Origin of the sequence: Salinibacter altiplanensis (assembly GCF_002894645.1) — a bacterium.
Lineage (GTDB): Bacteria > Bacteroidota > Rhodothermia > Rhodothermales > Salinibacteraceae > Salinibacter > Salinibacter altiplanensis.
Genome location: NZ_NCQY01000030.1, coordinates 428,339 through 448,409, shown reverse-complemented (window position 1 = coordinate 448,409; position 20,071 = coordinate 428,339). Strand labels below are relative to the sequence as shown.

Here is a 20,071-nt window from a genome sequence, read left to right as displayed (position 1 = left end):
CGGATCGGCTTCTGAGTGCGTCGCTCCCGGTCGTCTTTTCCTATTGCGTAAGACGCATTGCCCGATGAGTGCTCGTCAACCCGAATCCTTTCGCTTCTGGAGACGGCTCTTGTTGCGGGGGGGAGTCTATGGCATTGTGTGCTTTTTTGGGTTGAGTCTCTTGGCCGGGTGCGACCTCTTTGGTTCTGATGGCGACACGGGCCAGCCGCTACCGGCGGGACCCGCTGTGGTCGCCTCGGTAGGTGGCGACGCGGATGGCCTCTGGCGCTTCGACCCCGAGACGCTCGAACCTGCGCCGATTACTGAGGTGCCGGATCGCACGCCCATCGGGGTGGCCTCTTCCCTGGATCGTGAGCGCTGGTACACCGCTTGGGGCACCGGAAATAGGTTTGAAGGGAGCGCACGCAAAGTGCTGGCGGCCTTTAATCCTACCAGCGGACGCATCATGAAGCGTGCCTCAGTGGCCGGCTCGTTCAAGGGACGTGCCCCGTTGCTCTACGAACCGGTAAACGATCATTTAGTCGTCTTTGATCTTGACGGCAGCGCACAGTTCTTTGACGCCGCGACGCTGGAGTTAGAGCATGAACTATCCGTCGGTCCTCTGGAGGGAGCGGCGGTGGATCCCGAACGCGGAGAGATCTACTTCGGCGTGAGCACCGAGAGCGGGCCTCAGATCCGCGTCTACGACCCGAACGAGGCAAAGGTTACACGCACGATTTCCCTGCCCGATAAGTTAGGTCTTTCCGATCTGACCCTTTCCCCGGACAAGCGCTACCTGTTTGCGACGACGTGGTCGTCGCTGGGCCCGCCGGGTCGCTTCTACATGATGGACGTGCAAAGCGGCGAAGTGCTCTTTACGAGTCAGGTAGGAAGCTACGCGGAGCTGGCCGTCACGCCGAACGGGCGCTACGTCTTCATCGACTGCCCGGCGGGCGGAATGCTCGAACATGTTCCGACCAATCAGGTGCTCCGCTTCGATACACAGCGGCGCGAACTGACTGTATTCATCGATGGGGGAGAAGCCCTTGAGCTGGGCTACGAAGCGCTGATCGCCGACAAGATCACGATGCTCCCCAATGGGGGGGCATTCGTAATTAGAAACCCGAGACCGGCCCGAATCAGACTTGACGACGATGGGCAAGCGAGGCCGGCGCTGATCAAAGTGGATACAGAGACGGCGGAGGTGCTCGCCACCTACACTCCGGAGCGCGATAAGGAGGGGTACGTAAAGAGCTACATTTTGCATCTCGGTACTGCAACCGTTCCCGATCCGTAGACTCCAGACTCGAAGCGCTGCCTTCGAGCTTCACAGTCGCTTTCTCACGAACAAACTTACAGCGGGTTAACGTCATGAAACAGTTTGCTACGCTCCTTACCGTACTATTCCTGCTGGCCCCAACTGCCTTTGGGCAGGGCCACCACTACTACTCGGACGAGCGCCAGATACCCATCGAGCAGGCCGAGAAGTGGAAGGTCATCCAGATCCCCGAAACCGCCCAAGCGGCGCTCACCAGCGCATTGTCTCGTCGGCCTGACGTCCGGCTGCGCAAAGTCTTGAACGCCGACTGAGGATTCTACTGGTTGGAAGCGGAAGACCGGCAGGCACTCAGCCTGACCATCATCAACCAGCTTACCCAGCAGGTGCCTGTTCGACGCACCATACCGGCGTTCTTCCGCACGCAAAACAGCGACACGACGCACTTTGTCATGACCGACGAGTTCAGTGTCAAATTCAAGCCAGACGTCTCCCGGGCCGAGATCGACTCGCTCAACGAGAAGTACGGCGTCGAAGTCGCCCCTTTGGACAACGAAATTGACCGGCGGCAGGCGCGTGAGTACAACGAGTACCCGTTGCGCGTGACCGAAGCGTCGGCCCTGAACGCCCTCGAAGCGGCGAATCGCTACTACGAGAGCGAGCTAACCGTCTGGTCGGTGCCCACTTTTCACGTCAATCTCCAGAGGGAGGGCAGGATTCAGCCCCGTTCCAGCGCCAACGACCCGCTATATCCCAAGCAATACTATCTGAACAACACTAGCAGTAACCTTGGCACCGCCGACGTGGACATCGACGCGCCGGAAGCATGGGCACTCTCGAAAGGAAGTTCCTCTATCACCGTCGCCGTAGTGGACGACGGCGTGGAGCAACACGAGGACTTTCGCAGTGGACAGGTCATCAACGGTCGCACGGCAGGAGGCGGTGACGGCTCACCCAGTTCTGCAAGCCAGCACGGCCAAGCTGTCGCGGGGATCATCGCAGCTAATCACAATACAAAAGGTGTGCGCGGCGTGGCCCCAAACGTCAAGATCATGCCGATCAATATCTTCGATGGTCCCTACGGCGAACCAACTTCAAATGCCATCGATTACGCGTGGCAAAACGGCGCTGATGTCTTGAGCAACAGTTGGGGCGGTCCACCGAACGATGAAGTTGAGGCCGCCCTCACTCGCGCCCGCCAAGATGGACGCAACGGGAAAGGCAGTGTGGTTGTCAAGTCTGCTGGCAACACTGGAAACGATGTCACCTTTCCCGCGACAATACCGGGCCTGCTGGTGGTGGGCGCTGTTGACAAGGATGACAATGTATGGTACTACAGCCCGCGCGATGACGAGGTGGCCATCGTTGCTCCCAGCGGCGACGTAGGAGGAAATGGAGACGTGCGCACCTCGGATCGCGTGGGAGGCAGTGGGTACGAGCCTGACGCGACCGCCTGTGATGAGACTGATGACGCTGACGAGCCAGAAAACTACTACGGCTGCTTCGGCGGCACGTCGGCAGCGGCGCCACAGGCGTCGGGGACAGCGGCGCTGATGCTCTCGGCGAACTCGTCTCTCACTGAGTCGGACGTTCGGAGTGATATCGAGACCAATGCGGACGACTACGGAAATACGAATTGGGATGGCGCAGGCCGCCTCAATGCGCGACAGTCAGTCGAAGACGCCCTCCCACCCCCGAATGCGCAGATCATCAGTGGTCCGATCAAAGTAAAAGAAGGCGAAACGGCCACGTGGGAGGCCTCCGTTTCTGGGGGCTCCGGCTCCTACGCGATCAGCTGGAAGAAACAGCGCAAAAGCGGCGACTCGTGGCTGGGAACCTGCGGGACCAGCCTCACCTGCACGACCTCGTTTCGGGATACAGACGACGAGACGACCGACAATGGAGGCATTCGCGTCGTTGCCTTTGATGAAGTAACCAACGCAACCGGTGTGGCTGAACGTTCAGTAACCATCTACCCGAACGACGACGGCGGTGGGGGCGGCTGCAATGCTGTCACTGGGAATCAGATTTGCCTCTCCTCCGAGAGCAAGACGTCGGCCCTCGGGGCCGAGGCACTTCCGGATACCGTTGAGGTCGGCACGGTGGCCCCCAACCCGGTCCGCTCGCAGGCCCGGCTGTCGGTGGCGCTTCCGGAGCGGGCAAGCGTTGAGGTGGCCCTTTACAACACCGTCGGCCAGCAAGTACGGCGGCACGCCGCGACGCGCCCGGCCGGTCGGCACGCGATGGCGATTGGGGTTGAGGGGCTGCCGAGCGGGGTGTACTTTGCCCGCGTGACGGTCGGGGACGTGACGACGACGCGCCGGATCGTGGTGGTGCGATAGAAGGGCGCCCTCCACGGATGTCTATCAGTAGCGGACGGCCCAAGCGGAGGGATTCCAAGGGGGAATCAGGAAGGCTCGGTCCCCGAAATGCGAACCGCCTCCGGGATTTGAGCCGGGTCGGCGAGATAGGTGGGGAGATCGAGGGCAAGAAGGGGGGCGGTGAGGAGGCCTTTGGAGCCGAGGGCGGTGAAGGTCCAGATTCGATCGCGGCGGGGAAGGGGGCCGAGCAGCGGCAGGTTCGTCTCCGCGTGCTTCACGCGAACGCCTGCCATCTCGTCGAGCACCTCGGCCTGGTCGAGGCCTTTAATCATGCGGCTTGCCTTTTCCTGGATGTATTCTGTGGCGGCCGGGTCCGGCGTGAGGTCGTCGTAGTCGTTCTCGTAGTTGCTGCCGAGAACCAAGGTTTTGCCATCCGGCACCACGTAGCCGCGGCCCGACAGTGGCGGAAGGTTCTTGGGACATCCCGCGGGACGGCGGACCCGGACGGTCTGGCCCTTCACCCCGTCGAGCCCCAGTCGTCGCAGTTCGGGAAAGGGCGGGAAGCCCTGCCCGAGGGTAAGGAGCACGCGGTCGGCCCGGAGCTCGTCCGTGTCGTCGCCCCGATCCACCTCCACCACCGCGGCGGTGGGCGTCTCGCGCCAGTAGAGCACGGGCGCCCGGGTTTCGATTGTGGCCCCTCGGGCCGCCGCAGCGTCCAGGAGCGCCCGCACCATCGCCTTCACGTTGACGGCCCCGCCTCGAGGGATGAACAGCGCGCCGCGGTCGGGGCGCACCGTGGGGTACCGAGCCTGCACGGCCGCCGGCGGCAGCCAAGTCGCAAGCTCCGGATGGTTCTCGGCGGTTTCCTGGAAGGGGGCCACCTGATCGGGCTCCACGGCGGGGCGGAGGACGCCGGTGTCGGGAAACAGCTCGGCGGCGCCGGCCCGTTCCAGAAGCGTTGGCACGGCGGCCAAGGCCTCGCGCAGGCGCCAGGTGGGGCGGGCGCGGCGCCCCATGAATGGATTCACGAGGCCCGCGGCGGCCCCGGACGCCCCGGACGCGGGCTCGTCGGACTCCAGCACGTGGACCTTGTGGTTCCGGCTCAGGGTGAAGGCCGCGCAGGCCCCGGCCAGCCCAGCCCCCACGACAATCACGTCGGCGTCGTAACGCATACGAAAGACAACAAGGGCAAATGCAACGTACCCTTTCCACACGCGCCCTGCGCGCTGGCGTTCGGGACACTTTTGGAAAATGATCTGTTTGAGACCGCAGCATCAAGTGGTTGGGCGTTTTCCCACGAAAGGGCAACCGAAAGCGCCGCGCAGCCTGTGACACGAATCGTGAGTGTTGGTATGGATCGGGATGTTCTCATCGTTGGAGGGGGGACGATTGGGCTGAGCATCGGCTTTGAGCTTGTCCGCCGTGGCACCCCCGTGACAATTTTTGAGAAGGAAGCGGCCGGGCGCGGCACGTCGTACCAGGCGGCGGGCATGTTGGCCCCCGACGCCGAGATTGAATTTGAGGAGCGAGAGCTCTACGACTTCAACCGAGAGAGCCTGCGGCGCTGGCCGGACTTTGCCGAGCGGGTGGAAGCGGCCTCGGGACAGTCGGTGGACTACCGCGACGAAGGGACCCTCATTGTGGCCGACGACCGCGATGCCGCCGAGGCCCTGGAACGGCTCTACGAGTTTCAGCGAGACCAGGGCCTCGACGTGGAGTGGCTCACCGGGGAGGAGGCGCGGGGCGTGGAGCCGTTCGTGGCCCCGGGCCTGGCCGCCGCCGTGTACGCCCCCTCGGACCATCAGGTTGACAACCGTCGCCTCGTGGCGGCGCTGAAGACGGCGTTCGGGGCGGAGGGGGGCACGCTGCACGAAGAAACGCCCGTCGAGGCGGTGGTGCCGGACGGGGACGCCCCGGCAGTCCGGACGGCCGACGGGGCGTGCATTGAAGGCGACCGTGTCGTGGTGGCGGCGGGGGTCTGGTCCCGCGAGCTGGATGGCCTCACCCCCAATGCCACGCCCCCGGTGCGCCCGGTGAAGGGACAATCGCTGCAGCTGCAGAGCAAGCGCCCCTTCGACCTACAGCACGTAATCCGGGGGCCCGAGGCGTACCTCGCCCCGAAGAGCGACGGACGCATCGTGATGGGGGCCACGAGCGAAGAGATGGGGTTTGACACCACGGTGACGGCAGGGGGGCTTTACGACCTCCTGGAAGGCGGCTGGGAGGTGGTGCCGGGGATCCGCGACCTGCCGGTCGACGAGACGTGGGCCGGACTGCGGCCGGCGAGCCGCGACCACGCGCCCCTCCTGGGACCGTCGGCCGCCCCCGGGGTCCTCATGGCGACCGGCCACTACCGCCACGGCATCCTGCTGACTCCCATCACGGCCGAGGAAATGGCGCGGCTGATCCGCACCGGAGAAACCTCGGACTGGCTCCGACCGTTTTCTCCCTGTCGGTTTTCCAACACTCAATCCACGACCGCGTCCGCATGAGTTCGTCGACCGACCTGTCCATTCCTGTCACGGTCAACGGAGACCGGCGCACCGTGCCTGAGGACTACCCGTTGACCGAGCTGCTCCGAGACCTGGAAATCGACCCTGAGAACGAGGACGAGACGGCCGGGGTGGCCGTGGCCCTCAATGACAGTGTGGTCCGTCGCCAGGACTGGGAGGACGTGCGGCTGGCCGAAGGGGACTCGGTGGAGATCATTCAGGCGCAGCCGGGCGGGTAAGAACGGGGATCGGGGGGACCGAGGCCTTTTGCGTTGAGCATTCTGATTATGAATGACGCTGCACACACCAACGGAACGGTCGCGAAGGAGACGGACGACGCTTTCGTGATCGGCGACCATTCCTTCTCGTCCCGTATCATTGTCGGGACGAGCCGCTATCCGAACCCGCAGGTCATGCTTGATGCCCTGAAGGCGACGGGGACCGAGCTGGTCACGGTCGCCATCCGTCGGGTCAACATTGAGAAGCCGGCGCCGGAGAGCCACCTTGATCTCATCCGCAAGGGGGGGTACGAGGTGCTGCCGAACACGGCGGGCTGCTACACGGCCCGCGAAGCGGTCCTGACGGCCCGCCTTGCCCGAGAGGCCCTCGGCACCGACCTCGTCAAGCTGGAGGTGATCGGGGACGATGAGACGCTCATGCCAGACGTGGAGCAGCTGCTCGATGCCGCCCAGACGCTCGTCGACGATGGCTTTACGGTCTTCGCTTACGCCAACGACGACCCCATCACGTGCCGCAAGCTGGCCGACCTTGGGTGCGCGGCCGTCATGCCCCTCGGGTCGCCCATCGGAAGCGGCATGGGCATCGTCAACCCGTACAACCTGCGCATTATCCGTGAGATGATCGAGGACACGCCCCTGATCGTCGACGCGGGCATTGGCACCGCCAGCGACGCGGTGACGGCGATGGAGTTGGGGTACGATGGCATCCTGCTCAACACGGCGATCGCGCAGGCCCAGCACCCGGTTGATATGGGCCGCGCGATGCGCAAGGCGGTTGAGGCGGGACGAACGGCCCATCGGGCCGGTCGCATTCCACAGCGCCTGTACGCGGAGGCGTCTTCTTCGATGGAGGGACGGATCGGGACATGATGGGAGAAGGCGCTGCCCACGCTGGGGCGAGTGGCGCGTCCGCCCGGGCGGCCCGGTGCTCGGGCCTTGAACCGTACTGCCCGCACTGCTCCCAACTCCCTCGATGTCTCCCATGGCATCCCTGCCGCGCCCGCCCCTGGCACTTATTGCGGACGGCTTCACGAGCGACGCCCGGGCCGATCGGGCAGTGAAGGCAGTTCAGGCCGGGGTGCGCTGGGTGCACCTTCGAGACCACGAGGCGAAGCCGAAAGCGTTTGCGACGGCGGCGCGCGTGCTCGCCCCGCGGCTCCGTTCCGCGGCCGCGGACGTCACAGTCACGGTCAACAGCCGCGTAGACGTTGCCGAGGCGCTTGGGCTCGGGGCACACGTTGGACGGCGGGGGCCGTCGGGGAGGGAGGCCCGCGAGAGGCTAGGGGCGAAGGCCCTCCTCGGCTACTCCGCCCACGAGCATGCGGAGGCGAAAGGGGACCGGACGCAGGGGGTTGATTATTACTTCTTCAGTCCGGTCTTTCCAACCACGAGCAAACCCGATCAGCCTCCGGCGGGCGTGGGGACGCTTCGCGCCTTCTGTCGCGTTGCGTCGCCGGTGCCCGTGCTTGCCCTCGGCGGCATTACTCCCGAACGGGTCTCGGTGTGTCGGGGGGCAGGCGCTCGTGGGGTGGCCGTGCTCTCGGGGATCATGGACGTGGACACGCCCCGTGCCGCGGCCCGCGCCTACCTGCGCGCACTCGCCGAGCACGCGTAGAGCCGTCCCTTCGCCGCATCGCACTCACCAACACCAGTCCTGCTCATGCCCACGAAACCCGTCGCCCTCACCATTGCGGGAAGCGACTCCGGAGGTGGTGCTGGCATCCAGGCCGACCTCAAGGCCATGGAGGCCAACGGCGTCTTCGGCGCGTCGGCGCTCGCAGCCGTCACGGCGCAGAACACCGAAGAAGTTGCGCAGGCACACAACCTGCCGCCGTCGCTCGTGGCCGCTCAGATCGATGCCGTCGCCACCGACATGGATGTCCGGGCGGCGAAGACCGGGATGCTTTCGGCCCCCGAAATCATTGAGACGGTGGCCGACCGGGTGGCGGCCCATGACCTGCGCCCGTTCGTCGTCGACCCGGTCATGATTTCGAAAACCGGCTTCAAGCTCCTGCAGGACGAGGCCATCGACACGCTGGTCAACGACCTGCTGCCCCTGGCGACCCTCGTCACGCCGAACGTCCACGAGGCCGAGCACCTCACCGATATCGAAATCGACACGCCCGAGGACCTGCGGGCGGCCGGAGAGGTGCTGCTTGAGCACGGCCCGGACGCCGTCCTCATCAAAGGGGGACACCTGTCCGGGACCGACGACGCAGTGGACGTGTTCGTGGACGGCGACACGACACGGCGCTTCCAGGCCCCGCGGATCGATACGGAGCACACCCACGGCACCGGCTGCACCTACGCCTCCGCCATCGCCGCCCACCTGGCGAGGGGGCACGACCTGGGTGCGGCCATTGACCGGGCGAAGCGGTACGTAACCGGGGCCATCCGCCACGCTCTGCCGCTCGGAGATGGACGGGGACCCACGAATCACTTTTTCCACCTCGATCCCGAGGCAGCTCTTACAGAAGCCGACGTGGCCGCCGCGTCGACGTAGCGGCTGGGCCCCAACAGCGTGAACACTTCGTAAGAACGTCGACGAGGGGATCTTTTGCGTTTCGTAGAGCGTGTGAGATGGTGTCTTGCGCAGAAACGGTGGCGCGAGCAAAACACCTGCCCGTAGCTCAGTTGGACAGAGCGCAGCCTTGCGGTGGCTGAGGCCGGGGGTTCGAATCCTCCCGGGCAGGCAGTTCAATCCCGCTTTGGCGTCTCCGCCGGAGCGGGATTTTCTATGTTTGTGGGATAGCGGGGCGGATTCTGTGAACCGACTCGGGCCGCCCAAAGTCTCCCTGTCGGGCATACTGTCAGGGTCAGATTCGAAAAGGGGCCGGTTTACTCCGGCACGGTCCCCAGGCTCACCACCTCAATTCCGTGCCGCGTGCGCCCGGCCCGTTCTCTCGCTGACGGCGAGGATGTGGCCGGCCACGGCCATGGTGCCGTCCTCCCCAGCACCAGTGCCGCCGTCCTTCGGGGCGAGTCCCTTCCGGCCGTCGGCTTCGTGCTCGCGGTCTCCTCTGCCGCATGGTGGGCGCTCCGTCAGCGGCAGTTGTTGAGGGGCCCGATCCTGAACTTGGTGGCCTTCTTGCCGGAGCCCTTGCTCTTGAGACGCAGCTTCCACGCGACCACGGCGACCGGGGGAGTTGGATGGTCGTTCCCATGCCTCTTTCTTCGGATTCCGACCGTGAAGAGGCCACGTGGAGGCATCCACATTGCGCTGCTGGCGTGCCCGCGTCCATCGAACAAATGCGCCGGAACAAACCCCTTACTCTCTGTCGCGTCTGCTTCTGGTATTGCAATTTTGCACCGCTGAAATACTCGTTCCTTTCAGGTCGTCCTTGGCGGAACGAGGGAATCAACGCGCTCACAGTGTGCCGTTCTCAGGGGCCTGGTCCACATGCAAGGAGTCTGTGAGCAACTGCCCCCAGGTCGCGTCGTAGGGGTGCACCGCGAAAACCTGTTCGCCGTCCCGGACAACCGGCCGCCCCTCGTTTGCCCAGCGGAAGATGGAGCCTTGTAGGTTGTAGACTCGGGAAAAGCCCTGCGTCTGCAGTGCCTGTACCACGCCCGCCGACCGGTAGCCGACCGAGCAGTACACCACGATTGTCGCGTCCAACGCAAGGGTGTCCAGGGCGGGATAGGCGTCCGCCGACGGATCCACACGCCGCGCTCCGGGCAGGTGGCTTACCGCGTACTCCTCGGGCGAACGGGCATCGAGCAGAACGGGCCGCGAGGAGGAGCGGGCCGCCAGCCGCGCGGCGAGTGAGTCGGTCGAGAGGGAGGGCGTGTCCGGGTAGTCGCTCGCGATTAGGTGGTCCACGGCCCGCCACGTCAGTTCCTCCGAACAGCCGGTCTGAAGGACCACCAAACACAGAAGAGACGCAAGGAGCCTATGCATCAATACGAGGGACAGATGGGCGAGGGCGAGTGGGGGGACTAGAGCGCGATGACGTCCTCGATGCCGGAGGCCCGTTCGTAGATCTCGACGACCTCTTCGCTTGACGACATGCGGAGGTGGGCCGTTACGCTCTTGTAGTTTCCTTTGCTGGACTCCCGAACCCGGACCGGGTGATCATCGAACACGGCCTTCAGGTCGTCCAGTCGGGCCGCCGGGGCGATAAATTTGAAGGTATATTGTGTCGGCCAGTCGTTCTGGTCGTCGAGCAATTCTTCAAAGCGGTCCCACCAGGCCTCGTCGTTTTCGGCGTCCGGCTGATTGATAAACTGCATCAAAAGAAGACATTGGTTCAAAAGCCCTTGGCGCATCTACCTACGCGTGGCGGTATCGGTACGTTCTACGACGTGGGGTGTAGGGAGAGTGTGAAATTATCAATAAAGGAGGGTGTGGGTGGGGGCGAGGCTGTATCAAATTAGCGGAGCAGGGTCGTTATTAAATGTGCCAAACGTCATTCCCACTTCAAAAAGCCTCCGTGTCTCATGGATTGGACTTTGCTTCGCGAGCGCTGGTCGCGGATTGGCCTCACGCTCACGGCACTGCTTGTCTTGCTGGCGGGGACGGCACTGCCCACGCAGGGACAAGACTTGCTACAGAAATTCGAGGACAAGGTAACCACCTTCACGCTCGACAACGGACTGGACTTCGTGGTGGTCGAGCGCCACGACGCGCCGGTGGCCTCGTTTGCGACGTACGCCGACGTGGGGTCGGTCGATGAGCCGCAGGGCAAGACCGGCATCGCCCACATGTTCGAACACATGGCGTTCAAGGGCACGACGACGATCAGCACCAAGGACATCGAGAAAGAAATGCAGGCCCTGGAGCGCCAGGAGGAGGTCTACCTGCAGCTTCGACGAGAGCGAGCGAAGGGGCCGCAGGCCGACTCGTCCCGCATTGCGGAGCTGGAAGATCAGTTTCAGCAGGCCTCGAACGAGGCCGAGTCGTACATCGAGAAGGGAGAATTCGAAAATGTCCTTGAGCGGAATGGCGTGAGCGGCCTCAATGCCAGCACCTCGGCCGACGCGACCCGGTACTTCTACAGCCTGCCGGCCAACAAGGCCGAGCTCTTCTTTGCCCTCGAATCCGACCGGTTTGCAAACCCGGTGCTCCGCGAGTTCTACACGGAGCGCGACGTGGTAATGGAGGAGCGTCGGCAGCGCACGGAGTCGAGCCCCACAGGCCGCCTGGTCGAAGAGTTTTTGACCACCGCGTTCAAGGCACATCCCTACGGCAACCCGACCATCGGGCACATGTCGGACCTTGAAAACCTGTCGCGGACCGATGCGAAGCAGTTTTTTGAAAAGCACTACAGTCCCCGCAACCTAACCATCGGCATCGCGGGGGACGTCGACCCGGAGCAGATGCGGTCCCTCGCCGAGGAGTACTTTGGGGATCTGTCCGGGGGGGACGAGCCGCTCCCGGTCCGGACCGAAGAGCCGGAGCAGATCAGTGAGCGCCGCGTCGTCATCCGCGAACAGACGCAGCCGTTCGTGATGATGGGGTTCCACCGAGGCAGCATGCAGAGCGAGGATGCGCCCGTGTATGACGTGCTGGGGGACGTGCTGACGGGCGGCCGCACGAGTCGGCTCTACGAGAGCCTGGTGACGCAAGAGAAGGCCCTCCAGGTGCAGGCCCTGCCAGCCTTCCCGGGCAGCAAGTACGACACCATGTTCGGCATCTTTGGGGTTCCCAACCGGGGCGTTTCGCCGGACAGTGTGGAGCACATGATCTACGATGAGCTAGAGGCCCTCAAGGAGAACGGCATCACGCAAGAAGAGCTGGAGCGCGCGAAGACGCGAGCCCGGTCCAACCTCATCGGACAGCTCGACTCCAATCAGGGGCTTGCCCTGCAGTTTGCACAGATGGAGGAGTTGACGGGCGATTGGCGCTCGGTTTTCCGGCGGCTGGACGCCATCGAATCCATTACGGCGGACGATGTGCAGCGCGTGGCCCAGAACACATTCAAGCAGAGCAACCGCACCGTTGCGATGATCAAGACGACCGACGATGAGCAGCAGCCCACGGCCGCCGCGAACTAACCCGACTCGCTGCTCCCACACCCTCTCGGTACATCTCGCTGACCAGAATCTCCTCGTACGATGGATCGACTTTTCCTTTCTCGTATCCTGTCCGTCGCGGCCCTGGGCCTTGCCCTCTTGGGGCTGGGTGTTGTGCCGTCGGCATCGGCCCAGGAGACGGACATCCAGACGGCCGACTACGACGTGACGGAGCTCACGTACCCGGATCTCCGCGACTTCGAAGTGCCGGAGCCGGAGCGCATCGAGCTCGACAATGGCATGACCGTCTTTTTGTTGGAGGACCCGGAGCTGCCCCAGGTGAATGCCTCGGCCCAGATCGGGGTGGGCTCCGTCTACGAGCCCGCCGAGAAGCGGGGCCTGGCCTCCATCACCGGGACCGTCATGCGCACCGGCGGCACCGAATCGATGGCGCCGGACAGCCTGAACACGGTTCTCGAAAACATCGCGGCCACCGTCGAGACGAACATCGGGGAGACCTCCGGCTCGGCCTACATGTCGACGCTTGCCGACCACGTCGACACGGTCCTCCCTGTGTTTGCCGAGGTGCTCCGCCGGCCCGCCTTCGCAGAGGATCGCGTGCAGCAGGCCAAGAGCCAGGTCCAGTCGGGAATCACGCGCCGGAACGACAACGCCAGTTCCATCGTGGGGCGTGAGTTTGACAAGGTCCTGTACGGAGACGACAGTCCGTACGCCCGCACCCCGGAGCTCTACACCGTAGACCGGATCGAGCGGCAAGACCTGGTCGACTTCCACGACCAGTACGTGCACCCGAACAATGTCATCCTGAGTGTGTGGGGGGACTTCGACGCCGACCAGATGGAGCAGAAACTCCGCAGACAGTTTGGGGACTGGGAAGCCCCGACCGACTTTGAGCCGCCGACGCCCCCCGAACCGGATGCTGAGCGGGCCCATTCGGTTAACTTCGTGCAGAAGAGCGACGTCAACCAGAGCAACATTCGCATGGGACACCCGGGGGAGCTGACCCGCCAGAGCGACGACTACGCGTCGGTCCAGATGATGAACGAGGTCCTCAGTGGCGGCTTTTCCGGTCGCTTGTTTCAGCAGGTGCGTCGGGAAAAAGGCCTGGCGTACTCCGTCGGGGGCGTGTACACGGCGGGCTACAATCGACCGGGACGCTTCTACGCGAGTGTCGCCTCCCAGAGCGCCAGCACCGTAGAGGCCACGAACGCGGTCATGACGGAGGTGAAGCGGATGCGGGACGAGCCGCCCACTCAGGAGGAGCTCGGCCTTGCCAAGGACAGCTACCTGAACTCCTTCGTCTTTAACTTTGACTCGGAGCGGGAAATCCTGGGGCGCCGTGCGACCTACGAGTATTACGACTATCCCGCCGACTTCCTGCAGCGGACGCGGGCCGCCATCGAGGAAGTGACGCCGGACGATGTGCTGTCGGCGGCGCAGACGTACCTCCACCCGGACGAGTCGCACATCCTGATCGTCGGAAACGGCGACCAGTTCAGCAAGGACCTGTCGACGCTCAGCCAAGACGGGACGGTCGATACCCTCGACATCTCAATCCCGCGCGAGTCCCCGAGTGAAGAACAGGCCGACATGACGGCGGCCGAGGAGGAGGCCGCGATGGCAGGGCAACAGCTGATGGCAAACGCCAAAGAGGCCCTCGGCGGATCGGCCTTTGACCAGATTCAGAACATGCGGGTCGTCACCGAGCAGCAGGGAACTGAGAGCACGCTCGTGGTCCGGCTCCCGAATCAACTGCGGACGGAGGTCAGCACCGCCATGGGGAACATCACTGTGGTTAACGACGGCGAGACGATGAAAATGAAGACCCCGCAGGGCACGCGCACCGCCCCGCCGTCGGCCCGCGGTCAGATTATGGGGCAGCTCTGGCGCAGTCTCCCCTACCTGATGGCCAGCCTGGACCACGAGGGCCTGACAGTTGCGGCCGAAGGAGAGACGACCGTGGACGGGACGCGCTACCGGGTCGCCGATGTGCAGCCGCCCGCCGGGTCCGAATACACGCTCTACCTCCACGCCGAGACGATGCGGCCGGAGCGCCTGACCCTCGAACAGACCAATCCGCAGACGGGCCAGCAGGTGAGCGTCACGCAGACGTTCACCGACTTCCGAGAGGTCAGCGGCGTCCGGCTGCCGTTCACCACCGAGACGATCCAGTCGACCGGGGACGGCGAGAATACCGTCACGGCGAACATTCAGAGCCTTGACATCAACACGGACCTGAAGGAGGGGCTCTTCACCCTTGACTCTTCGGCGAGCGGTGGCGCATCGCAGTAGCTTTTCAGAAGAAACAACGAGACACCACAAGCGCCCGGGGCTCTGTCCATGGAGCCTCGGGCGTTTCGTCCTTCCGTGTTCGATTCGTGGGGGGAGGAGAGTCCGTCTGCCGAACGTTCGGGCGCGCTGGGGCATTGGAGTACCGCTCGTTCTCGTGCACAGCGTTTTATCGCCCCCATGTCCCTCCCTCAGTCCGTCGAGCTCTGCGACGTCGGCCCCCGCGATGGCTTTCAATTCGAGGACCAGTTTATTCCGACCGACCGCAAGGTCGACACCATTGCGGCGCTGGCCGACGCGGGCCTGCCGCGCATTCAGGTGACCTCGTTCGTCCACCCGAAGTGGGTCCCTCAGATGAAGGACGCGGAAGCGGTGTGCGAGCGACTGCCCGAGCGGGACGATGTTACGTACGCCGGCCTCGCGCTGAACCAGCGGGGGCTAGAGCGCGCCCGAGAAGCCGGGCTGTCGCAGGTGGATCTCTCGATCGCGACGCACGACCAGCACAGCCGCGACAACGCAAACCGGAGGGTCGGCGAGGCCGTCGCGCAGGCGGAGGACATGGTGCGGTACGCCCACGAGCATGAGCTGGACGTACAGATGGGCTTCCAGACGGTGTTTGGGTACCGGGCGCCGGGCGACACGCCGCTCGGCCAGGTTGTCGACATGAGCCGCCACTTCGCCGACCTGGGCGTCGAGTCGCTGTCGCTTGCCGACTCCACGGGCCTCGCGCATCCCCGAATGATCAAAGACCGCGTTCGGGCCGTGCAGGACGCCATCGGTGATACGCCCCTCGTCCTCCACCTCCATGACACCCGTGGGCTGGGCCTCGCCAACGTCTACGCGGCGCTGCAGTGCGGCGTGCGACGGTTCGACACGTCCCTGGCGGGCATGGGGGGCTGTCCGTTCATCGACGGGGCCACCGGCAACATTGCCACGGAAGACACCGTGTACCTGCTCGACGGACTCGGGATTGAGACGGATGTCGACCGGGACGTGGTGGGACGAGCGTCGGCTCGTGTCGAGTCGGTTCTGGGCAAAGAGTTCCCGGGGAAGCTGCATCGGCTTTTGCAGCGAGCGGAGGGATCCGAGGCCGAAATCTCTGCCGAATAAACAAGAGGACCCCGGCAGACGCCCGGTCTCCGAGCACAGCTATTCCTCCTGAGGGGCCCCGCCGGGGGACGAGACCAACGGGGGCGTGCCGTTCCGCTCTGGAGACGCTTCCCTCGCGATCGCGCACCGGGGGCCGTCCCCGTCCGGAATCCACCGGCGGAGCTCGAGTCGTCCGTCCCGGTGCTCCATCAGCGCCGTACAGCTCTCGATCCAGTCGCCGGTATTGACGTACTGCGTGTCGCCGATGGCCCGCATTCGGGGGCGGTGAATGTGGCCGCAAATGACCCCGTCGAAGCCCTCAGCGTCCGCCTCACGTGCGGCGGTCTCCTCGAACTCCGCGATGACTTGTCGGATGTGACGGGTCTCCTTTATGTAATTGGCGAGAGACCAGTAGGGCAGGTCCAGAAGGCGCCGCAGACGGTTGTACCAACGGTCGGCCGCGAGGACGCCGGTGTACGCCCAGCTCCCCAGAAGCTCGATCCACTCGGCGTGGCGGACGACCCCTTCAAACTCGTCGCCGTGCACCACCAGAAAGCGACGCCCGTCCGCCGTGGTGTGCTGGGTCTTGCGCTGAATGGTAATGCCGCCGAGCTGGAGGCTGGGGAAATCGCGCGCCACCTCGTCGTGGTTGCCGGGGATGTAGGTGACGTTGGTGCCCTCGGCCTTTTGGAGCAGGCCCCGGATCAGGTCGTTGTGCGATGAGGGCCAGTACCAGGACCGCTTCAGTGCCCACCCGTCGATGATGTCGCCGAGGAGGTAGTACCGGTCGGCCTTGTGGGTGCGCAGAAAGTCAAGCAGATAGGCAGCCTTGGCCTGTGGGGTCCCCAGGTGGACATCGGAAACCCAGATCGCTCGGTACTGCGTGGAGGCGGCCATGGGGGCGCAGCGAGAAATGACAAGCAACACGCCGTGGGAAAACAGGGAGCCCCGCGTGGAGTTGCACCGTCGGCCCGAGAAAATTAGCCGGCCGAATGGGTGCGCTTCAAATACACGACCAAACGGGGCCTTCTCAACTGGACTCCACGAGAGGGCCGAGCGGCCCCGAAGGAGCGACCGGTCCCACGTGCGTCCTTGAAACTGAACGACGTACGGGAGGTCGTCGGCTACGGCGCGGTATTGCTGCTGGGTGTCGGAAGCGATGGGCGCCGCAAAGCCGTCGACTTGAGGCGATGAGAGAACACGCAGCACCGACGAGACCGCGTCTTGGAACAGCGTGTCGCCCGCCGGCCCCCATGCGTCCGAGGCTGCTGCCGCATCGGTTATGGCCACCCGCTGCACCGTAAAGGAGCTGTCAGCGAGGCAGCGGAAGTCGATCGGCTGGATGTCCGAGCGGGCGAAGCTCCAAATTTGTTGGTCGCGCCAGTCCTTCATGGTCCGAGACGGGCCCTCGCTACCGGACTGAGAGCGCCGGATGCGAGTGCGTCTCACAATGAGCTTCCGAGTGCCTGGTCCCCGTCTCCGCGCATCGTGACTGTGGTTCCGGTCGAGTCGAGGCCGTAGCGCGAGCGTTTGTCCGGCTGGGGGGGCGCCACGTCGCTCACCACCGAACAGTTTGTGGGGGAGGGGGAGACCTAGCATCCGGTAGAGAAATAGTCCATGTCCGCGGCGAGGGGGGGGATGGGGATCTGATTGCTCAGGCCAGGTAGGTCACAACGCCGGCAGTGACAAGACCGGAGCCAATAATGAATAGGATCACACTGGCCAAATAGGCACAGGGGGGCAGGAGGCGAGCCCGCCAGTGCGTTCCGAAGAACGCCCCGGCACCGTGGGCGTGGAGACCAACCTGCAAAAAAATAGGCAGGACACCGATGAAGGTGGGGGCTCCCCAGAAGAGCAGTGGGCCGAGCATTCCGAGGAACAGGGTGGCCTGGGCCGTAACGTAGAGTTCAAACACGAGGGTCTCGGCGACGGTCCGTTTCGGAAATGCCCACCGAAGAAGCAGGCCCGCAGCGACACAGGTAAAGAGCCCGACGTAGGTTTGTACTTGTTGGAAGAACTGGAAGATGCCCGCTGCAAGGTCTTGAGCAGAAGACCAGCCGAGCGACCGGAGCGGGGATCCGGATCGGAAGATCTCGTCAGAACTCGCGCCCAGCGACTGCCACATCACCTTGTACGCTTCGGCCTGGCTCTGCACCCACACCTCCTGAAAAACCGAGAAGACGAGAAATGTGGCCGTGGCGGTCAGCAGGAAGTAGCCGAGGGGATTGACGAACTCTCTCCGTTCCCCATCCACGTACCGGCGGGCCACGCGGCCCGGATTGCGCGCGGCGCGACGGAGCGTCTGCCCGACGCCTCGTTCCAGATCCTCCAGGTCTAGGGCCGACTCGAAAAAGCGACGCATCAGGTAGGGCACCCGGAGCGTAGGGACGTGCCGCTGCCCACATTGGTAACAGTACTCGCCCACGAGGGGCGCGCCGCAATTCTGACAGGAGGCTCCTCGGTCCGACGAGGGCTCTTCGGGGTGGGCCTCCGGGGTGTCGGACATCGACCAAAGAAGAGATGATGCGAAAGGAACCGCTCCGATTGCATTTGTGCGCCCGGTGCGTCGTTCCGTCCGACTTGGAAGGCAACAGGGGCGGATGGACGGTGCACGAAGACGTTGTCCCTCGGGGCGTCGAGGCATAGGTTAAGGCCGATCGGCTTTCCAATCTCCACAGGCCCTGTTCCCGTTTGGTCGATCCCTCCAGCATCCACCTTCTTCCTCCCAACGACCCTTCGGCGCGATGACGTTCTTGACCCGCCGCACCGTGTACTACCTTCTCGTGCTCGTGGCCGCCACGCTGGGGCTGACGGCGGCATACAGCCTGGGCATGAGCCTCTGGGAGGGGCGGCCGCGGCCGTGGTACCAGGCCCTGGAGGTGGTGGTGCAGACGTTCACGACGACCGGATACGGCGAGGATGCGCCGTGGAGCAGTCCCCAGATGAACGTGCTCGTGATTGTCATCCAGCTGGCGGGCATTGGGTTCATCCTGAGTGCCGTGGACGTGTTCGTCGTACCCTGGCTCCGAGAGGCGCTTCGCCCCACGGCCCCGACGACGCTCTCGAGCCGGTCCGGTCACGTGATCGTGTGCGGCTACACACCCCGGGTCGAGGTCTTCATTGGAGAAATGAGTGCGCGAGGCCAGGACTACGTGCTGATCGAGCCCGATGCGGATCGGGCTGCGTCCCTCTACGAGCAGGAGTACGAGGTCATGGAGGGGGACCCAACGTCAACCGCTGTCCTGGAGCGTGCATCCGTGGGTGCAGCGAAGGCCCTGGTGGCCGACGTGGCCGACGACGAAAACGCCAGCATCGTGCTCGCGGCCCGTGAGGCGAGTCCAGAACGCCGTATTATTACGCTCGCCGAGGACGCCTCGGCAACCCGATACCACCGGGCAGCGGGAGCGGACGTGGCGCTGTCGCCCCGGCAGCTGCTCGGACGAAGCCTCGCTGCGAAGGTACCTGTGGCGGCCGCGGCCAACGTGGAGGAGCAGGCCACGATTGGCGCCGAGATCGACTTTGCGGAGCTTATCGTGACCCGGCACGGCCCGTCCCACGACCATTCGCTCCACGACCTCCGGCTCACGGAACGGTTCGGGGTGCGCGTGGTCGGGGCATGGTTCGAGGGTACCTTCGAGACGTCGGTGGACGCCGATACGCCCTTGGAAGCGGGAACGCGCCTGTTTCTTGCCGGCACGCCCGATCAACTGGACGCTCTCCGGGACGAGATGGCCCCCTACGTGCGCGCCTTCACGCCACAGTCCATCATTCTCGCTGGGCACGGCGACTCGGGGGAGGCCGCGCGGGAATCTCTCCGGGCGGCACACGCCGAGGTGACGGTGCTCGACCTCAAAGACGGAAAGGAGGTGGACGTGGCGGGGGACGTTCGCGACCCTGATGCGCTTCGGACCTGCGGAATCGAAGACGCGTCGGCCCTCATCATCGCCGTGGACGATGACAGCGTCGCCACGTTTGCGACGCTCATCGCGCGCGACCTGAACCCGGAGGTGCAGATTCTGGTGCGGACCCACGACGAAATGGCCGTCCAGAACCTCTACCGGGCCGGCGCGGACTTTGTGCAGGCCCTGCCGACGGTCTGTGGGCGGATGCTGGCCGCCACGATATTCGAGGATGAGGGCTACCGGTCCCGTGATCGACACATCAACGTGGTCCGCCTCCCCGCCTCCCCATGGGCCGGAAAAACGTTGGGGGAGGTCGATCCGGACGCACAGACCAACTACACAGTGCTTGCCGTGTATCGGGAGGGCGATTTTCTCACCGATCCCGACGACGCCCTCTTTGCCTTCGAGGCGGACGACGAGGTGCTCGTCGCCGGAACCGAGGACGGCATCCAGCAATTTCGAGCTCGATTTGAGCCTGAAAAATCATCGCAGTGACGGAGGTCCGGGT

The 20,071-nt window shown here is 64.5% G+C and carries 17 protein-coding genes and 1 tRNA gene; 13 read left to right on the top strand and 5 right to left on the bottom strand.

Annotated features, from left to right (window positions below; translation table 11 throughout):
* The first annotated feature begins 226 nt into the window (after positions 1-226).
* The 3 genes from B7R93_RS13925 (at position 227) to B7R93_RS13915 (ending at position 3,597) form a co-directional block, all read left to right on the top strand.
* Positions 227-1,276 carry a YncE family protein gene (locus tag B7R93_RS13925; protein ID WP_157942311.1) on the top strand — a complete coding sequence of 350 codons (1,050 nt, stop codon included), beginning with the start codon at positions 227-229 and terminating at the stop codon, positions 1,274-1,276.
* A 74-nt stretch (positions 1,277-1,350) separates the two neighbouring features.
* Complete coding sequence (locus B7R93_RS13920) at positions 1,351-1,569, top strand: hypothetical protein (protein WP_103021336.1); 219 nt, start codon at positions 1,351-1,353, stop codon at positions 1,567-1,569.
* Between the two features lie 12 nt (positions 1,570-1,581).
* Positions 1,582-3,597, top strand: a complete 2,016-nt coding sequence (locus tag B7R93_RS13915; protein ID WP_103021335.1) for a S8 family peptidase — start codon at positions 1,582-1,584, stop codon at positions 3,595-3,597.
* Positions 3,598-3,662: 65 nt separating this feature from the next.
* On the opposite strand, the gene B7R93_RS13910 is transcribed toward B7R93_RS13915, so the two are convergent.
* Positions 3,663-4,748 carry an NAD(P)/FAD-dependent oxidoreductase gene (locus B7R93_RS13910; RefSeq protein ID WP_232798468.1) on the bottom strand — a complete coding sequence of 362 codons (1,086 nt, stop codon included), beginning with the start codon at positions 4,746-4,748 and terminating at the stop codon, positions 3,663-3,665.
* Between the two features lie 180 nt (positions 4,749-4,928).
* Here B7R93_RS13910 and thiO point away from each other — a divergent pair, with 180 nt between their 5' ends.
* The 6 genes from thiO to B7R93_RS13880 all read left to right on the top strand — a co-directional run bounded on the left by thiO (position 4,929) and on the right by B7R93_RS13880 (position 9,000).
* On the top strand, positions 4,929-6,068 hold the full coding sequence (thiO, locus tag B7R93_RS13905) for a glycine oxidase ThiO (protein ID WP_103021333.1): 1,140 nt from the start codon (positions 4,929-4,931) through the stop codon (positions 6,066-6,068).
* Entirely contained in the window at positions 6,065-6,307 is a 243-nt protein-coding gene (gene thiS / locus B7R93_RS13900; protein WP_103021332.1) for a sulfur carrier protein ThiS, read from the top strand. The genes thiO and thiS overlap by 4 nt, the downstream gene beginning before the upstream one ends.
* A gap of 48 nt (positions 6,308-6,355) precedes the next feature.
* On the top strand, positions 6,356-7,177 hold the full coding sequence (thiG, locus tag B7R93_RS13895; protein WP_103021331.1) for a thiazole synthase: 822 nt from the start codon (positions 6,356-6,358) through the stop codon (positions 7,175-7,177).
* A gap of 112 nt (positions 7,178-7,289) precedes the next feature.
* A complete protein-coding gene (locus B7R93_RS13890) occupies positions 7,290-7,922 on the top strand; it encodes a thiamine phosphate synthase (protein ID WP_103021569.1) in 633 nt (210 codons plus the stop codon).
* Positions 7,923-7,967: 45 nt separating this feature from the next.
* Complete coding sequence (gene thiD, locus B7R93_RS13885) at positions 7,968-8,810, top strand: bifunctional hydroxymethylpyrimidine kinase/phosphomethylpyrimidine kinase (protein ID WP_103021330.1); 843 nt, start codon at positions 7,968-7,970, stop codon at positions 8,808-8,810.
* 116 nt (positions 8,811-8,926) lie between these two features.
* Positions 8,927-9,000 (top strand) — tRNA-Arg (locus B7R93_RS13880).
* 674 nt (positions 9,001-9,674) lie between these two features.
* On the opposite strand, the gene B7R93_RS13870 is transcribed toward B7R93_RS13880, so the two are convergent.
* Together B7R93_RS13870 and B7R93_RS13865 are read right to left on the bottom strand one after the other, a co-directional pair.
* Positions 9,675-10,208 (bottom strand): rhodanese-like domain-containing protein, encoded by a 534-nt coding sequence (locus tag B7R93_RS13870; protein ID WP_103021328.1) that lies wholly within the window; start codon positions 10,206-10,208, stop codon positions 9,675-9,677.
* Between the two features lie 38 nt (positions 10,209-10,246).
* A complete protein-coding gene (locus tag B7R93_RS13865; protein ID WP_103021327.1) occupies positions 10,247-10,540 on the bottom strand; it encodes a DUF493 domain-containing protein in 294 nt (97 codons plus the stop codon).
* Positions 10,541-10,747: 207 nt separating this feature from the next.
* On the opposite strand from B7R93_RS13865, the gene B7R93_RS13860 reads away from it, so the two are divergent.
* From B7R93_RS13860 to B7R93_RS13850, 3 genes are all read left to right on the top strand, one after another.
* Entirely contained in the window at positions 10,748-12,304 is a 1,557-nt protein-coding gene (locus tag B7R93_RS13860) for a M16 family metallopeptidase (protein ID WP_232798467.1), read from the top strand.
* A 60-nt stretch (positions 12,305-12,364) separates the two neighbouring features.
* On the top strand, positions 12,365-14,575 hold the full coding sequence (locus B7R93_RS13855) for an insulinase family protein (RefSeq protein ID WP_232798466.1): 2,211 nt from the start codon (positions 12,365-12,367) through the stop codon (positions 14,573-14,575).
* A 177-nt stretch (positions 14,576-14,752) separates the two neighbouring features.
* Entirely contained in the window at positions 14,753-15,682 is a 930-nt protein-coding gene (locus tag B7R93_RS13850; protein ID WP_103021326.1) for a hydroxymethylglutaryl-CoA lyase, read from the top strand.
* A 39-nt stretch (positions 15,683-15,721) separates the two neighbouring features.
* Here the strand turns inward: B7R93_RS13850 and B7R93_RS15965 are convergent, their stop codons facing one another.
* Both B7R93_RS15965 and B7R93_RS13840 read right to left on the bottom strand, forming a co-directional pair.
* Positions 15,722-17,110 carry a UDP-2,3-diacylglucosamine diphosphatase gene (locus B7R93_RS15965; RefSeq protein ID WP_232798465.1) on the bottom strand — a complete coding sequence of 463 codons (1,389 nt, stop codon included), beginning with the start codon at positions 17,108-17,110 and terminating at the stop codon, positions 15,722-15,724.
* Between the two features lie 205 nt (positions 17,111-17,315).
* A complete protein-coding gene (locus tag B7R93_RS13840) occupies positions 17,316-18,167 on the bottom strand; it encodes a DUF3667 domain-containing protein (protein WP_103021325.1) in 852 nt (283 codons plus the stop codon).
* Positions 18,168-18,405: 238 nt separating this feature from the next.
* Here B7R93_RS13840 and B7R93_RS13835 point away from each other — a divergent pair, with 238 nt between their 5' ends.
* Positions 18,406-20,058, top strand: coding sequence for a potassium channel family protein (locus B7R93_RS13835; RefSeq protein WP_103021324.1), 1,653 nt, complete (start codon positions 18,406-18,408; stop codon positions 20,056-20,058).
* Positions 20,059-20,071 lie beyond the last annotated feature (13 nt).

Excerpts from the sequence above, each read along its gene's own strand:
- B7R93_RS13920 (WP_103021336.1), top strand. The coding sequence starts at position 1,351 with ATGAAACAGTTTGCTACGCTCCTTACCGTACTATTCCTGCTGGCCCCA.
- B7R93_RS13910 (WP_232798468.1), bottom strand. The coding sequence starts at position 4,748 with ATGCGTTACGACGCCGACGTGATTGTCGTGGGGGCTGGGCTGGCCGGG.
- thiO (WP_103021333.1), top strand. The coding sequence starts at position 4,929 with ATGGATCGGGATGTTCTCATCGTTGGAGGGGGGACGATTGGGCTGAGC.
- thiS (WP_103021332.1), top strand. The coding sequence starts at position 6,065 with ATGAGTTCGTCGACCGACCTGTCCATTCCTGTCACGGTCAACGGAGAC.
- thiG (WP_103021331.1), top strand. The coding sequence starts at position 6,356 with ATGAATGACGCTGCACACACCAACGGAACGGTCGCGAAGGAGACGGAC.
- B7R93_RS13890 (WP_103021569.1), top strand. The coding sequence starts at position 7,290 with ATGGCATCCCTGCCGCGCCCGCCCCTGGCACTTATTGCGGACGGCTTC.
- thiD (WP_103021330.1), top strand. The coding sequence starts at position 7,968 with ATGCCCACGAAACCCGTCGCCCTCACCATTGCGGGAAGCGACTCCGGA.
- B7R93_RS13870 (WP_103021328.1), bottom strand. The coding sequence starts at position 10,208 with ATGCATAGGCTCCTTGCGTCTCTTCTGTGTTTGGTGGTCCTTCAGACC.
- B7R93_RS13865 (WP_103021327.1), bottom strand. The coding sequence starts at position 10,540 with ATGCAGTTTATCAATCAGCCGGACGCCGAAAACGACGAGGCCTGGTGG.
- B7R93_RS13860 (WP_232798467.1), top strand. The coding sequence starts at position 10,748 with ATGGATTGGACTTTGCTTCGCGAGCGCTGGTCGCGGATTGGCCTCACG.
- B7R93_RS13855 (WP_232798466.1), top strand. The coding sequence starts at position 12,365 with ATGGATCGACTTTTCCTTTCTCGTATCCTGTCCGTCGCGGCCCTGGGC.
- B7R93_RS13850 (WP_103021326.1), top strand. The coding sequence starts at position 14,753 with ATGTCCCTCCCTCAGTCCGTCGAGCTCTGCGACGTCGGCCCCCGCGAT.
- B7R93_RS13840 (WP_103021325.1), bottom strand. The coding sequence starts at position 18,167 with ATGTCCGACACCCCGGAGGCCCACCCCGAAGAGCCCTCGTCGGACCGA.
- B7R93_RS13835 (WP_103021324.1), top strand. The coding sequence starts at position 18,406 with ATGACGTTCTTGACCCGCCGCACCGTGTACTACCTTCTCGTGCTCGTG.